This is a genomic window from Corynebacterium sp. 32222D000AT (genome assembly GCF_053546955.1).
Genome location: NZ_JBPPVW010000010.1, coordinates 1 through 14,834, shown reverse-complemented (window position 1 = coordinate 14,834; position 14,834 = coordinate 1). Strand labels below are relative to the sequence as shown.

The 14,834-nt window shown below is 65.0% G+C and carries 15 protein-coding genes; 10 read left to right on the top strand and 5 right to left on the bottom strand.

The genetic code is table 11. The features are described from left to right. Positions 1–57 precede the first annotated feature (57 nt). The 5 genes from ACEE23_RS07355 (at position 58) to dnaB (ending at position 4,944) form a co-directional block, all read left to right on the top strand. A complete protein-coding gene (locus ACEE23_RS07355) occupies positions 58–1,152 on the top strand; it encodes an inositol-3-phosphate synthase (RefSeq protein WP_368520716.1) in 1,095 nt (364 codons plus the stop codon). A gap of 74 nt (positions 1,153–1,226) precedes the next feature. Next, positions 1,227–1,715, top strand: coding sequence for a MarR family winged helix-turn-helix transcriptional regulator (locus tag ACEE23_RS07350; protein WP_368520717.1), 489 nt, complete (start codon positions 1,227–1,229; stop codon positions 1,713–1,715). 62 nt (positions 1,716–1,777) lie between these two features. Beyond that, entirely contained in the window at positions 1,778–2,746 is a 969-nt protein-coding gene (locus tag ACEE23_RS07345) for a universal stress protein (protein WP_448871487.1), read from the top strand. Positions 2,747–2,779: 33 nt separating this feature from the next. Further along, on the top strand, positions 2,780–3,280 hold the full coding sequence (locus ACEE23_RS07340) for a hypothetical protein (RefSeq protein ID WP_448871489.1): 501 nt from the start codon (positions 2,780–2,782) through the stop codon (positions 3,278–3,280). 206 nt (positions 3,281–3,486) lie between these two features. Further along, positions 3,487–4,944, top strand: a complete 1,458-nt coding sequence (dnaB, locus tag ACEE23_RS07335; protein ID WP_368520720.1) for a replicative DNA helicase — start codon at positions 3,487–3,489, stop codon at positions 4,942–4,944. On the opposite strand, the gene ACEE23_RS07330 is transcribed toward dnaB, so the two are convergent. The 4 genes from ACEE23_RS07330 to ACEE23_RS07315 form a co-directional block, all read right to left on the bottom strand. Then, a complete protein-coding gene (locus ACEE23_RS07330; protein WP_368520721.1) occupies positions 4,911–5,453 on the bottom strand; it encodes a VanZ family protein in 543 nt (180 codons plus the stop codon). The two genes, dnaB and ACEE23_RS07330, sit on opposite strands and share 34 nt — an antisense overlap. A gap of 36 nt (positions 5,454–5,489) precedes the next feature. After that, positions 5,490–6,830, bottom strand: a complete 1,341-nt coding sequence (locus tag ACEE23_RS07325; RefSeq protein WP_368521438.1) for an MFS transporter — start codon at positions 6,828–6,830, stop codon at positions 5,490–5,492. Positions 6,831–6,904: 74 nt separating this feature from the next. Further along, the gene (locus ACEE23_RS07320; RefSeq protein WP_368520722.1) at positions 6,905–9,190 is read right to left on the bottom strand and encodes a heavy metal translocating P-type ATPase; all 2,286 of its coding nucleotides are present in this window, start codon (positions 9,188–9,190) and stop codon (positions 6,905–6,907) included. Further along, positions 9,191–9,391: a heavy-metal-associated domain-containing protein gene (locus tag ACEE23_RS07315; protein WP_070768798.1), complete on the bottom strand. Its 201-nt coding sequence runs from the start codon at positions 9,389–9,391 to the stop codon at positions 9,191–9,193. A 182-nt stretch (positions 9,392–9,573) separates the two neighbouring features. Between ACEE23_RS07315 and trxA the strand changes: the two genes are divergently transcribed. Both trxA and ACEE23_RS07305 read left to right on the top strand, forming a co-directional pair. Beyond that, positions 9,574–9,957: a thioredoxin gene (gene trxA / locus ACEE23_RS07310; RefSeq protein WP_368520723.1), complete on the top strand. Its 384-nt coding sequence runs from the start codon at positions 9,574–9,576 to the stop codon at positions 9,955–9,957. A gap of 102 nt (positions 9,958–10,059) precedes the next feature. Further along, a complete protein-coding gene (locus tag ACEE23_RS07305; RefSeq protein ID WP_448871493.1) occupies positions 10,060–10,911 on the top strand; it encodes a PspA/IM30 family protein in 852 nt (283 codons plus the stop codon). A 13-nt stretch (positions 10,912–10,924) separates the two neighbouring features. Here ACEE23_RS07305 and ACEE23_RS07300 read toward each other — a convergent pair whose 3' ends face one another. Next, positions 10,925–12,091, bottom strand: a complete 1,167-nt coding sequence (locus ACEE23_RS07300; protein WP_368520725.1) for an NYN domain-containing protein — start codon at positions 12,089–12,091, stop codon at positions 10,925–10,927. Positions 12,092–12,345: 254 nt separating this feature from the next. Between ACEE23_RS07300 and ACEE23_RS07295 the strand changes: the two genes are divergently transcribed. From ACEE23_RS07295 to ACEE23_RS07285, 3 genes are read left to right on the top strand one after another with little or no spacing between them, the layout of a single operon-like run. Next, on the top strand, positions 12,346–12,720 hold the full coding sequence (locus ACEE23_RS07295) for a GntR family transcriptional regulator (RefSeq protein WP_368520726.1): 375 nt from the start codon (positions 12,346–12,348) through the stop codon (positions 12,718–12,720). Positions 12,721–12,747: 27 nt separating this feature from the next. After that, positions 12,748–13,566: an ATP-binding cassette domain-containing protein gene (locus ACEE23_RS07290; protein ID WP_368520727.1), complete on the top strand. Its 819-nt coding sequence runs from the start codon at positions 12,748–12,750 to the stop codon at positions 13,564–13,566. Continuing rightward, positions 13,559–14,557, top strand: coding sequence for a hypothetical protein (locus ACEE23_RS07285; protein ID WP_448871495.1), 999 nt, complete (start codon positions 13,559–13,561; stop codon positions 14,555–14,557). The genes ACEE23_RS07290 and ACEE23_RS07285 overlap by 8 nt, the downstream gene beginning before the upstream one ends. Positions 14,558–14,834 lie beyond the last annotated feature (277 nt).

Sequence of the window (14,834 nt, the reverse complement as noted above, 5' to 3'; positions counted from 1 at the left end):
GTGCCGCTTTTAGGTATCAGCCACATATTCAGCCGAACCAAGGAGTTAGACCCGACCGTGTCTGGAAAAGTCAAAGTCGCCATCGTGGGCGTCGGCAACTGCGCCACCTCCCTCATCCAAGGCGTGGAGTACTACCGTAACGCCGCCGAGGACGAGAAAATTCCGGGCCTCATGCACGCGCGGCTCGGCGACTACCATGTGGGCGACATCGAATTCGTCGCTGCCTTCGACGTGGATGCCGCCAAGGTGGGCGCGGATCTGGCCGCCGCCACCCGCGCCTCCCGCAACTGCACCATCACCATCGCCGAGGTCCCGGACCTGGGGGTTAGCGTGCAGCGCGGCCCCACCCTGGACGGGCTGGGCACGCACTACCTGGACAGCATCGAGGAATCCGCCGAGCCGGCCGTCGACGTCGCCCAGGCCCTGCGTGAGGCCGGCGCGGAGGTGCTGGTCAGCTACCTGCCCGTGGGCTCGGAGGAGGCCGACAAGTTCTACGCCCAGGCGGCTATCGATGCCGGCTGTGCCTTCGTCAACGCCCTGCCCGTGTTCATCGCCTCCGACCCGGAGTGGGCTAAGAAGTTCACCGACGCGGGCGTGCCCATCGTCGGCGACGACATCAAGTCGCAGGTGGGCGCCACCATCACCCACCGCGTCATGGCCAAGCTCTTCGAGGACCGCGGCGTGCGCCTGGATCGCACCATGCAGCTCAACGTCGGCGGCAACATGGACTTCAAGAACATGCTGGACCGCAACCGCCTGGAGTCCAAGAAGATCTCCAAGACGCAGGCGGTGACCTCCAACCTGCAGTCCGGGCCGCTGGCCGGCAAGAAGGAGGACCGCAACGTCCACATCGGCCCCTCGGACTACGTGGAGTGGCTGGACGACCGCAAGTGGGCCTACGTCCGCCTGGAGGGCTCCGCCTTCGGCGAGGTCCCGCTCAACCTGGAATACAAGCTGGAGGTCTGGGACTCGCCCAACTCCGCCGGCATCATCATCGACGCCGTGCGCGCGGCCAAGATTGCCCTCGACCGCGGGCTGGGCGGGCCGATCCTGCCGGCCAGCTCCTACCTGATGAAGTCCCCGCCGCAGCAGCTGCCGGACGATATCGCGCGGGCCCAGCTGGAGGAGTTCATCCGCGGCGGGCAGTCCTAGCCGGGCAAGCGGGCCTCCGGCGGGAGCGGGAAGGTGTTAACGTTTGCTGCACAAAACCGCTAAACTTAGGTTTCATGAATGAATCTAGCCCCGCAGAAAGGCCCCAAGAGTCCCCGTCCAGCGCGGAGGAGGCTTTCGCTGTCGCTGCGAAGATTCAACCGGCTCTGAACAAGCTGATGGTGATTTTCCAGCGCACGACCGAAGGATCGAGCCTGACCACCTCGCAGGTCTCCATCATGAACCAGCTCAAGGAGCGGGGTCCGTCCCGCGTCAGCCAGATCGCGCAGGCGGAGCTCATCCGCATGCCCACTGCCTCGAACGCGCTGTACCAGCTGGAGCGGCGCGGGCTGGTCAAGCGCATGCGCGACGAGAACGACCGCCGCGGCGTCCTGGTCGCGCTCACCCCGGAAGGAGACCGGGAGCTCGAGGAGGTCTCGAGCCAGCGCGCGCACGCTCTGGCGGAGATTCTGCGCTGGCTGGACAAGGACGGCCTCCAGACTGCCGAGGAGGTCGGCGACCTGATTAACCAGCTGGCGGAGATCTACCGGCCCAGCCGGGATTAGGTAATAGGGGAGCGACATTTATAAAATGGTCAGACAGCAAGCCCCCGTAATGAATTAGGTTCATGCCCACAGACAACCTCCCTGACGATCTCGCCGAAGTAGCAGAATTGCCGCAGACCATGCGCATTTTGGTCTCGTGGACCCCGAGCTACTCCGGCACTGAGGCGATCGATTTTGCCGCCTGGTTGTCGCGGACCATGCCCGTCAAGGTGCGGGTTTTGTCTACCCTTTTGCAGCCCTGGGCGGCCACGCCTTTGTTCAAGCTGGGCAAGAAATACAAGAAATACTTCCGCAAGGAAGCCGAGGCCTGCCGCGCCGAGGTGGAAAAGGCGCTGTCCGCCGCGGGGCTGGATGAATCTTGCTGGGACGACGAGGTCTCGCTGTTGTCGAACGGCTCGTCCAAGCCGCAGCTCATCACAGAGGCGGCGAACGACTTCGCGGCGGACATGATTTTCTTAGGGCCCAACCAAGCCGCGCCGAAGGGCCGTTTCATGGCCGGATCCACCGCCGATACCCTCCTGCATTATTCGCCCGTGCCGGTCGGGCTGGCGCCGAAGCAGGTTAAGCTGTCCAAGCACGGGGTGACCCGCGTGAACTTCGCCTTCACCGAGGAAGACGGGCAGAAGGACGACCCGGCGCTCGGCCGCGCGGCGGAGATGGCCCACACGTGGGGAGTGCCGCTGCGCATCGTGGCCTTTTCCCCGTCCGGCATCATCCACGCCCCCTTCGATAACCACCGCGATGTCGCAGACGAGCTGACCAACCAGTGGCGCGAGCAATCCCTGGCGCTGCTGGACGTCGCCCGCGACTGGGTGATGGAACGGTACCCGGAGCTGGACGTGCGCACCGACATCGGCATCGGCAGCGGCTGGCGCGGCGCGGTCGACGCCCTGAAGTGGAAAAAGGGCGATTTCATGGTGATGGGCTCCAACCCGATGGGCCCCATCGCCCGGGTCTTCATCGGCTCGACCGCCACGGAACTACTGCCGCACATGCGCGTGCCGGTCTTGGTCTATCCGGCGGGTAACTAAGCGGCTAGCGGCTGGGCTAGACTAGGCCCCACTATGTCCTATAATTCGCGGTCCCATAATTCGCGCGGCTTCGAGCACCCAGAAAACGATTTGTCAACGGATGCTGATTTCAGCAACGTGCCTCGGCCGGAGCCGCACAGCTTCGACGAGCTCGCGGACGAGCCGGACCCGGCTGTCATCGCCCAGAAGAACGAGCAGTCCAGCCGGCAGGCCCTGTGGTACGTCGGCTCGGTGCTGGTGGCCTCGTTCGCAGTCGCTTTCGTCCTCGGCATCATCATGCGGCTTATCGGCGGCCCGCTGTGCGAGGCCGGGGAGGCCGCCTGGCTGTGCAGCCCTGGCCAACAGATCTTCTGGGGCTTTGCTGTGCTCGTGGTGCCGGTCTTCGGCATGTTGGGTTGCGGCGTCATCATGGTGCGCAAGTACCGCGGCTATATCCGCTGGCGGCCGTGGATGGGGGTTATGTGGGTGCTCATCCCCAACTGTATGATCTGGATCTTTACCGGCCTCCAGTACGTCATCGTGGCGACCATGTAGGCGCCGGCCAAGGGCGTCCCGCGAGGGATTCCAGGACAATGGCAAAAGAGCAGGAAGAGGCCCGGAAGGGGCAGTGCCTGAGCCAGTGTCTGCGGTGGCGGTTAAACTGAGTTGACCGCGCTGACAGAGATGACTGAGATTACCGACACTAAAGAGATTACCGAGACTACTGCGGACATTATTTTCTGAAGGGGAGCGAGACGACAATGGCGGCTGAGGCGAACGCGAGTTTCGACAGCTTTGACGACGGGTACATCCCGCCGGAACCGCCGGACGAAGGCGGCTACCGCAGCTATTCCCGTCCGGCCAAGCGTGGCGGCCGGGAGGATTTCAACCAGCTAGCGGAGTACCGGCACCCGCCGGCCAACAAGGACGCCGAGCAGGGCGTTCTGGGCTCCATGCTGCTCAACCCCAGCACGCTCATCGAGGTCATCGAGGAGCTGGACCCGGAGGACTTCTACTACCCGGCGCACAGCATCATCTACCACGCCATGCTGGACCTGTACTCGGAGAACAAGCGGATCGACCCGGTTATCTTGGCCTCCCGGCTGGACCGCTCCCACGATCTGGACCGCGTCGGCGGCGCGCCGTACCTGCACACGCTGCTGTCGAGCGTGCCGACGGCCGCGAACGCGCGTTACTATGCCGAGATCGTGGCGGAGAAGGCGGTGTTGCGCCGCCTGGTGGACGCCGGCACCCGCGTGGTGGAGCTCGGCTTCGAGGGCACGGAAGACCAGGAGCTGGAGGGGCTGCTGGACAGCGCCCAGCAGCAGGTCTTCGCGGTCGCGCAGAAGAAGACCGCGGAGGACTACCACGTCCTGGGCGATCTGATTACGCCCACCATCGATGAGCTCACGGAGCTGCAAAACGGCGGTCAGGAAACCGGCGTGCCGACCGGCTTCTACGACCTGGACAAGCTCACCCACGGCCTGCGCGCCGGGCAGATGATCATCATCGCGGCCCGCCCGGGTGTCGGTAAGTCGACGCTGGCCATGGACTTCATGCGCTCGGCCTCCCTGGCCCACGGCCGCACCTCGGTCATCTTCTCCTTGGAGATGTCCGCGTCCGAGATCGTCATGCGCTTGCTCTCCGCCGAGTCCGAGGTCAAACTATCGGATATGCGCGGCGGCAACGTCAGCGGCGATGACTGGACCAAGATCAATGACACCCTGAACCGCATCCAGGACGCGCCGCTGTTTATCGATGACTCGCCGAACCTGACGATGATGGAAATCCGCACCAAGGCCCGCCGCCTCAAGCAGCAGCACGGCCTCGACCTCATCGTGCTGGACTACCTGCAGCTGATGTCCTCGGGCAAGAAGGTCGAGTCCCGCCAGCAAGAGGTCAGTGAGTTCTCCCGCTCCCTGAAGCTTCTGGCCAAGGAGCTGGAAGTGCCCGTCATCGCCATCTCCCAGCTGAACCGTGGCCCGGAGGCCCGTACCGACAAGCGCCCGCAGCTGGCCGACCTGCGTGAGTCCGGCTCTCTGGAGCAGGACGCGGATATGGTTATGCTGCTCTACCGCCCAGACTCCCAGGACCGCGACAACGAGCGCGCCGGCGAGGCCGACATCATCCTGGCCAAGCACCGTGGTGGGCCCATCGGCGACGTCGGCGTCGCCCACCAGCTGCACTACTCCCGGTTCGTCAACATGGGGCACGGATAGGCGCCGGCCAGATCGACCACCTTGTCCGCGTCGCCCAGGCGCGGGCCGAGTACCACGAGCACGAGGAAAACCGCGGTCAGGACGAAGGAGAGACCCCGCCAGACGGGGTAGGCCCGGCGGCCGCAGGCGCGCGCAATCAGCGCGCCGATGAGCGCCCCCAGGGTGTTAAACAACAAATCATCGACGTCGGTCCGCCCCAGTGCGCCCAGGTACTGGACCACCTCGACGGCCAGGCTCACCGCGAAGCCCCACGCGGTCACCCGGCTAACGCTGGGCACCAGGATGAAGGCCAGCACCCCGAAGGGGACGAAGAACGCCGTGTTGCCGGCGTACTCAAAGAGCGGGGCAAACCAGGTAGAGCCGGCGAATTCGTCGAAGGGGACCAGGTGCAGCTCCCGGACCCGCTGGCGCGCCGGGTCCCACAGGTAGCCGATCTGGTAGAAGGGCTTCAGGGTGGTGATGGCCACCATCACGGCGAGGTAGCACAGGAGCGATAACCAAGTACGCATGGGCATTATTAAAGCACGCCGGGCGCGGGGTGAGCCCTAATCGGCGAGCTCCTTGTTCGCCTGCTCCGGCAGGGCCCAGGCCGCCGCGGCGGCGATGGCGAAGGAGACCGCGAAAAGGACAAAGAGCCACGGGGTGCCGGCCGCGGCCACGATCGGCGGCACGATGAGCGGGGCGGCGATGGAGGCCAGCCGGCCGAAGCCGGCGGCCGCACCCGTGCCTCGGCCGCGCAGGCGGGTGGGGTAGAGCTCTGGGCCGATGGCGTAGAGAGCGCCCCAGGCGCCCAGGTTGAAAAACGACAGCAGGCAGCCGGCGACGATGATGAGCGCGTCGGTGCTAGCCCAGCCGTAGAGACCGGCGGCCAGCGCGGATCCCACCAGGAAGACGGTGAGGGTGGCCCGCCGCCCCCAGACCTCAATGAGCCAGGCGGCCGCGGCGTAACCGGGCAACTGCGCCAGGGTGATAATCAGCGTGAAGCTGAAGGACTTCACCAGGCCGAAACCGTCCGCGACCAGCAGGGAGGGGATCCAGATGAACGCGCCGTAGTAGGACAGGTTGACGCAGAACCACACGGTCCAGAAGGCCGCGGTGCGGCGGCGCAGGCGCGGCGAGAACAGGGATTCCTTCTCATCCTCCGGGGCGGTTTCCACCGCGGCCGGCGGCTCGGTCTCTACGGTGGCGCCGGATTTTTCGGCGGAGTCTTCGAAGGAGCGGACGATCTTCTCGGCCTCCGAGTGGCGGCCGCGATCCTCCAGGAAGCGCACGGACTCCGGGAGTCCCAGGCGCACGTAGGCGGCGTAGGCGGCGGGCACCATGCCGATGAGGAGCGCCCAGCGCCAGCCCGAGTCGGAGGCGCCGACGACGAAGGTGCCGATGACGGCGGCGGCGATCCACCCCAGCGCCCAGAAGGCCTCCAGGATCACCACCAGCCGGCCGCGGATGCGGCGCGGGGAGAACTCCGAGACGAGTGTGGAGGCCACGGGCAGCTCGGCGCCCAGCCCTAGGCCGACGATGAAGCGCAGGACGATGAGCACCGCCAGGCCCGTCGCCATCGCGGAAGCGCCGGTGGCGAGGCCGTAAACGAGCAGAGTGGCGGCGAAGACCTGGCGGCGGCCCAGCTTGTCGGCGAGTAGCCCGCCGACGGAAGCGCCGATGGCCATGCCGATGAAGCCGGCCGAGGCCAGCCACGAGGTCTGGGTGCTGCTCAGGTCCCAGTGCAGGGCGAGTGCGGCCATGATGAAGGAAATCAGCCCGACGTCCATCGCGTCGAGCGCCCAGCCGAGCCCAGAGCCAAAGATGAGCCGCCGGTGTTTAGGGGTCACCGGCAGGCGGTCCAGGCGTTGGTTGCGGGTCAGGGAAGTAGGAGTGATAGGGGTCATGGAAACCTAACTGTAGGACGTGCCCCCGCCCAAGGCCAGTGTTTTATGCGGCTGCCCAGGACTTTTCTTTTCTCCTACCCCCGAATTGTGCTCTGAAAGCCGCGTAGCCGCAGGGAGTTGCTGACCACGAAGACGGAGCTTAGCGCCATGGCCAGCCCGGCGAAGAGCGGGTTGAGCAGACCGAAGGCGGCCACGGGGATAAGCACCACGTTGTAGGCAAAGGCCCAGAACAGGTTGCCCTTGATCGTGCGCAGCGTGCGGCGGGAGAGGCGGATCGCATCCACCGCGGCGCGCAGGTCGCTGTTCATCAGGGTGATGTCGGAGGCCTCGATGGCCACGTCCGTGCCCGCACCCATGGCCAGGCCCAAGTCGGCCTGCGCCAAGGCGGCGGCGTCGTTGATCCCGTCGCCGACCATCGCCACGTTGTGCCCGCCTTCTTGCAGCCGCCGGATGACCGCGACTTTGTCTTCCGGCATAACACCCGCGGTCACGTCCGCGCTAGCGATGCCGACCTGCTCGGCCACGGCCCGGGCCGCGCCCTCGTTGTCGCCGGTGAGCAGGTGCGGGCGCAGGCCCAGCTTACGGAGTTGGGCGATGGCCTCGGCCGAGGTGTCCTTGACCGTATCGCGCACGTCGATGACCCCGATCGGCTCCTCGTCGCGGGTCACGACCACGGCGGTGCCGCCGGCTTCCTCCGCCCGGGTAAAGGCGCTGGCCAGGCCCTGGGCATCGGAAAGCTGCGCGGCCGGGCGGCCGACGCGGACGGTGCGGCCGTCGACGTGGGCCTGCGCGCCCTGCCCGGCCACGGTGGTGAAGTCGGTGGCGGTCGGGACCGCCGAGTCGCCCTGGGCTTCGGCGCAGATCGCGCGGGCGATGGGGTGCTCGGAGCCGGCCTCCACGGCGGCGGCTAGGCGGAGGACCTCCGCCTGGCTGGCGGTGCCGTCGGCGCTGAAGACCTCGGCCACCCGCATGGCGCCCTCGGTGACGGTGCCGGTCTTGTCCAGCACGATGGTGTCGACCTGCTTGGTCGACTCCAGGATCTCCGGGCCCTTGATGAGCAGCCCCAGCTGGGCGCCGCGCCCGGTGCCCACCAGCATGGCGGTGGGAGTTGCCAGGCCCATGGCGCAGGGGCAGGCGATGATGAGCACGGAGACCGCGGCGACGAATGCCGCTGCCACGCCGCCGAAGAAGAGATGGACCACGAGGGTCAGCGCGGAGATGGCCAGCACCACGGGAACGAAAATCTGCGCGATGCGGTCGACCAGCCGCTGCACCGGGGCCTTGGAGGCCTGGGCGGCGGTGACCAGCTCGGCCATCTGCTGCAGGGTCGTGTCCTTGCCGACGCGCGTGGCCTTGACCTCCAAGCGGCCGGAGGAGTTGATGGTCGCCCCGGTGACCGTGGAGCCCTCGGTGACCTCGACGGGCAGGGACTCGCCGGTGAGCATGGATTCGTCGACGGCGGAATTGCCCGCGATGACCACGCCGTCGGTGGCGATTTTCTCGCCGGGCCGGACGACGAAGACATCGCCCTCGGCGAGCTCCTCGATAGGCACGCGCACCTCCTTACCGTCGCGCAGGACCGTGGCATCCTTGGCCCCCAGGGTCAGCAGCTCGTTGAGGGCCGCGGAGGATTGGCCCTTGGCGCGGGTCTCGAACCAGCGGCCCAGCAGCAGGAAGGTGATGACCATGCCCACCGACTCGAAGTAGATGTGGTCCATTTCGGCGTGGTTGGAGCTAAACGTCATGTGCATGGTCATGCCGGGCATGCCGGCGTTGCCGAAGAACATGACGTAGAGCGACCAGAAATAGGCCGCGGAGGTGCCCAAGGAGATGAGCGTGTCCATGGTGAACGCGCCGTGCTTAAGGTTCGCCCAGGCGGCGGTGTGGAAGGGGGCGCCGCCGACCACGTAGACCACGGTGGCCAGGAGGGCGGCCGCCCACTGCCAGTGCATAAACTGCCAGGCCGGCACCATCGAGACGACCATGATGGGGGCGGAGAGCATCGCCGCCCAAGCGGTGCGGCGGGCCAGCTGCCGGGCCTCGTCGTCGCGGGCCGCGGACAGCGCGTCCGTGGGGGAGTCACCCGCCGCGCCACCGGAACCGTTGTCCCCGGCGCCGGAGAGATCGAAGGCGTCGTAGCCGGCGGCCCGGACGACGTCGATAAGCGATTGCGGCGTGGACAGTTGCGGATCGAAGTCGATCGCCGCGGTCTCGGTGGCGAAGTTGACCTGGGCGTCAACGCCCTCGACCTTGTTGAGCTTGCGCTGCACCCGTGAAGAGCAGGAGGTACAGGTCATCCCCGTGACGCCGAGATCTAGGTGGGCGGTGTCAGCGGAGCGGGCAAGATCGGGGGCGGTCATTTACTTCACCTGGTATCCGGCCTCGGTTACGGCGGCGGCGACCTGCTCGTCGCTGAAGTCCTCGCCCGTGACGGTGAGCGTGCCGGTGGTGTGATCGGCGTTGGCCTCGGTCACGCCGGCGATCTCGCTGACCTCTTCCTGGACGGAGAGTTCGCAGTGCCCGCAGGTCATGCCTTCGACGGTGTAGTTCTTGGTGGCCATGGTGGCTCCTTTCCTCGCGTTGCTTTCTCTCTCATGGTATACCCCCAGGGGGTATAGGGCAAGGGTAGGTTCCCTCCCGATTGGCCCGGGAAAATGCCACACCGGAAGAAACGGAATAAAGGCGAGTCCGGTACCGTTGTGGCCAACGTACCCGTACCGCGAATTTAAGGAGAACGTTACAGATGGCGACCATCGATGTGACCGAAGATAGCTTTGAGAAGACTGTTACCGAGGACGGCATCGTCCTCGTAGACGCCTGGGCCGATTGGTGCGGTCCGTGCAAGCGCTTTGCCCCAATTTACGAGGAGGCTTCGGAAAAGCACACCGATCTCACCTTCGCCAAGCTGGACACCGAGGCCAACCAGGGCCTGGCTGCCGCCCTGCAGATCCAGTCCATCCCGACCCTGATGATCTTCCGCGACTCCATCATGGTCTTTCGCGAGGCGGGCGCCCTGCCGCCGGCCGCCCTGGAGGACCTCATTGAGCAGGTCAAGGGCCTGGACATGGACGAGGTCCGCAAGCAGGTTGCGGAACAGAACGCCCAGGCAGACGCCGAAAACAACTAGGCTTTCCGCAGCTTTCGCCGCACGCTTTCTCGTGAGTAACGCTAAACTCGCGAGAAAGCGATTTTTTATGCTCGATGTACCCGAGGAGTTGACTTAAAAGCTATGGCTAATCCGTTCAGCAAGGGCTGGAAGTACTTGATGAGTTCCTTCGATCAGAAGATCGATGAGAACGCTGATCCCAAGGTCCAGATCCAGCAGGCCGTCGAAGGGGCCAAGAAGCAGCACCAGGAAATCTCCGATCACGGCGCGGAGATCATCGGCAACCGCAACAAGCTGGAAATGCAGCTGAACCGCCTGGTCAAGACCCGGGAGGAGTACCAGAACCAGACCAAGCGCGCGCTGGAGCTGGCGGATAAGGCCACCGCGGAAGGCGATAGCCAGAAGGCCCAGGAGTACAACGACGCCGCTGAGGTCCTGGCCTCCCAGCTGGTCTCCGCAGAAAACGAGCTGGAGAACCTGAAGACCCAGCACGCGGCTGCGGAGCAGGCCGCGGAGCAGGCGCAGCGCCAGCAGAAGGAGTCTTCCGCCCGTCTGAAGGAGCAGCTGGCCCAGGTGGACCAGCTGATGGCTCAGGCGGACCAGGCGGAAATGCAGGAGAAGAACTCCCAGGCGCTCGACTCCATGAACGAGCTGACCCCGGACGGGGATACCCCGACCCTGGACTCGGTGCGGGCCAAGATTGAAAAGCGCTACACCGACGCCCTGGGCGCGCAGGAGCTCTACCAGGACTCCGCCGGGGCCCACATGCAGGAAATCGCCGCGAGCGGCACGGACATGAAGGCGGCCGCCCGCCTGGACGAGATCCGCGCCTCGATGAACAGTGGCAAGCAGGTGGAATCCGGCGCGGATACCACCGCCGAGCTGGAATCCGGCGAGGAGGGCGAGGCCCAGGACGCCGCTGACTCCACCACCTCGGCTGAGTCCGCAGAGTCCACCGACTCCGCGAAGGACTAATCCCTAGCGGAAGCTAGTTATCGCGGCGGACGTTGATGAGGACGCCGCGAATCCCGGAGTGGAAGCCGTCGCGCAGATTGACGCGCTGGCTTTCACTCAACGTGTATTCGTGCAGCGTCTCGCACGCGAACTGCAGCAGCGGGCGGTCGATTTCCGGGGGAAGCCCGCCGCCCGAGAGCAGGTGGGCCTGGTCGCGCTGCTCCGCGTTGGCGGCGTTGTCGAACCACCACGACGCGTACTGCTGGCCCACGTCGAACGGGGTCTGGAAGCCGGCGGAGGTCCACACCTCCTCGGGGAGCGGGACGTAGCGGGAGCGCAGCTTCCGCCGCGGCGCCATCATGGACGGCTTCGGGGCCGGTTTCTTGTTGTCGGGCTTCTTGTTGGCCGGCAGCTGGTCCCCGGGCTTTGGGGCCGGCTTGGGCGCCGGTGCGGCGGCCGACGCCTGGGCCTGGTCCGGCTTGGCGTCCGGCTGCGGCTTGGCTGCGTCGCCGGCGATTTCCTTTTCTACCCGGGAGTCTTCCTCCGGCGGCAGCGGTGCGTCGGCCTGTTCCGGCTCGGCATCCGCGCCCTCGGCGCAAGGATCGCCGGATCCCTCGGCCGAGCTGGTGTCCCGGACGGCGGGAGGCAGCGGCCCCTCGAGGACCTGCAGCTCCATCGCGTCGGCGAAGTCTTCGCGCGGGTCCAGAATGGTGGTCGAGTCGCAGGCGTGGCGCAGGGCGGAGGACATAGAGTCCCAGCCGAAGCCGTAGAGGTGGACGCGCACGCCGTTTTCCGTTGCCTCCTGGACGCCGGGGATCATGTCCGCGTCGCCAGAAACCAACACGAAATCCGTGAACTGGCGGCCATAACCGGCGATGACCATGTCGGCGACCAAGCGGGTGTCAACGGCCTTTTGGGTACGCCGTTCGCCCCACTCGATGAGCTGGCCCGTCCGCAGTTGGACGCCGTCGCAGGTACGCAGCGCGCGCTGGTAGCGGTGGGGGCCGGTGTCCGGGATGCCGTCGTACCAGTTTTGGCGGTGGACGGGGTTGCCAATCTGGTTTTCAATCATGGACCCGAGGGTGGATACCACCTCGGGAAGGTCGATTTCTAGCTGCGCGCGAGCTCCAATTTCCCAGGAGTTGTAAAAGCTAGCCAACAAATACGAGGTGTCGACGAATACAACTGTGCGTTCAAGCATGGCTCCTAAAATCCGTTTCTCTTTGTTCTAACTAAGTTTCGGTACCTCCCAGTCTGCCTCATTCACGTGTGAACGTCGATCTCTTTTTCCAAAACTGCAGGCAGAGAGTTGAAATCTAGAAGTTAACGCCGAAATTTCGCCCGAAGGGTTGTGGAAAACCGGCGCCTGGGTATAGGTTAGTTATGTGAGTAACTAACCGACTAACTAACCAACTACCCTTCACCAACGAAAACACGACAGATCCCGAGGTGGACATGGATAACGCGACCCAACCTTTGTTCCGGCAGATCGCCACATTGGTCGAGGACTCCATCGTGGACGGAACGCTGGCGGAGGGCGCGCAAGCGCCCTCGACCAACGAGCTGGCCGCTTTCCACAACATCAACCCGGCCACCGCCCGCAAGGGCCTGACCGTGCTGGTTGACCTCGGGGTCCTGGAAAAGCACCGCGGGATCGGCATGTTCGTGGCGGACGGAGCAACCGAACTCATTCGCAAGCGGCGCCGCGGGGACTTCGCCGCGGAGTATGTTGCCCCGCTCATCGATGAGGCGGTGCGGCTCGGCTACGAGCGCGAGGGGCTCCTCGACCTCATCGTGCGCGTGGCCGAAAGCCGCGGTCTCTACCACTAGACCCGCAAAACACAAAGGAGTACGACGATGATTACGACCTCCGATTTCGCCTTCGAACCCGGCTTAACCCACGGCTTGGTGGGCCGCAACGGCATTGGCAAGACCACGTTGCTGCGCCGGATAGCAGGCCACCTCCCTGCCGCGGGCGTGCGGGTGGACGGGCAAGAGCCCTTCGATAACCCGGCTGTGCTGGACAAGACCATCCTCATGGGGATTGACACCCCGCTCATCGACGGGTGGAACACGCGCAAACTCATGACCATCGGTAAAGCGCGCTGGCACACCTGGGATGCCCAACGCGCCGAAGAGTTGATTGAACGCTTCGACCTGCCGAGCACGAACTACGCGAGCCTATCGCGCGGCCAGAAGTCGGCCCTCGGCATCGTCTTCGCGGTCGCCTCCGGCTGCGAGAACATGCTTCTCGACGAGCCCTACCTGGGCCTCGATGCGCGCAACCAGGAGGTCTTCTACGAGATCCTGCAGGAAGAGCACGGGCGCACCATCATCGTGGCCACCCACCACCTCGACGACTTGGCGGCCTACCTGGACACCGTCTCCCTGATGGGCGAGAACCCGGTCACGGGCCGGGTCGAGGAGATTTTGGAAGGCGTACTCGAGCTCACCGGCAATCCGGAACAGCTCGACAGGGCCCTGTCGCGCCTGGACGTGCCCGTCCTGGATCGCCACGAAGGAAAGCTCGGTTCCAAGGCGCTTGTCGATGCCCGCCCGAACCTCACCGACGCCGTCTTCGAGCAGGCCCGGGAGCTGGGGCTGCGCGCCAGCGAAGTCACTCTCGCCCGCGCCGTGGCGGCCCTGGCCCAGGTGGGAGGCGAGCACAATGCCTAACCGATTCCGTCTTCTTTGGGCCATAAGTACGAAATGGAACCTCGTCGCATACGGAGTCTTCTTCCTGATGTGGGGAGCGGCCATACTTCCGGATGCGAGTGCCTGGGAATCGGTGCTCATCAGTGCCTTTATCGCGGTGTCGGCGTGGTTTACGGTCCCCGAATTTGCTCCCTTCCAGTTGTTGGGCTTACCTGCCCGCGAGTGGCAGAAGCTGCGCAAAGTCCATGCCAGTTTATTTCTGCTGCCGGCCGCCATCTCCGCGCTAGTCGCCCAGTGGTGGATTGCCCTGCCGACCGTCGCGGTTGTCGCGTTGATTTGGTTCAGGCCGGGCGAACCGGAACGCCAGTCCCTGTCGGAACGTCTACCGGAAACCGACGGACGGACCGACAACGGGATTTTCCCGCCGATGCCGGCGGCGCAGATTGTTTACCGACCCCTGGTTCGCAGCTGGCTAGCGCTTTGGGCGGTAGTAGGCCTGGTGGCGATCATTCTTGGCATCACTAACTACTTCTGGGGCTGGGCGAACCCCGTCGTGGCGGCGTCAGGGGTCGCGGGCGTGCTGGTGCCGTTCGCGATGGATACCGTCCGCCAGTCCTGGCGGGACAACCTCGTCTTCGGTGGCACGCGCCGGGCGTGGGCAAATGCCGCGTGGCTGACCGGCTGGTTGAACGTCGCGTGCGCGTTGTTGTCGGGAGCGCTGGGCTTTCTCTTCGGCTACGGCGATATCTGGCAGGTCGTCTTTGTAGCCTTCTGGATTGCGCCCATTGCCGTTACGCTAGAGCTCATCTCCATAAAAAATTGGTGGGCGTTCGCCGCGGTGCTGGTCATGCTTGCCATAAGCATTAGCGCGTGGGTGAAGTTCCCGGGATGGGGAGTGGCGCTGCTCGGCTTCCCCTTCGCCGCCTACTTCATTTCGTGGGGCCTGTTCCGGGTCTCCGCCGGCGGTGCGAACCTGGGCGGCGGAATAGTGCGCAAACTCGGCCTCGAATAAGCGCGTTAAAAAGTGGTCCTGCCAGGCGATTTGTGGAATGTAATACCGGTGTGTAAATTCATATGGGTCAGCGCGACCGACAGCGCCCCTCCTTGAGACAGAGTCCAAGGAAGAGAGGCGGCAGGAAAACAGGCCCTGACAAAAATCTTTTCAAAGCTCTTAAATGAGCACGTACTTTTTGTGTGTGTTCGTTTGGGTGGCAGTGATGTTTGAGAACTCAATAGTGTGCCAATGTACTTTTTGCATTTGTGTGGATGGTTGTGTTGGTGTGTGCCGG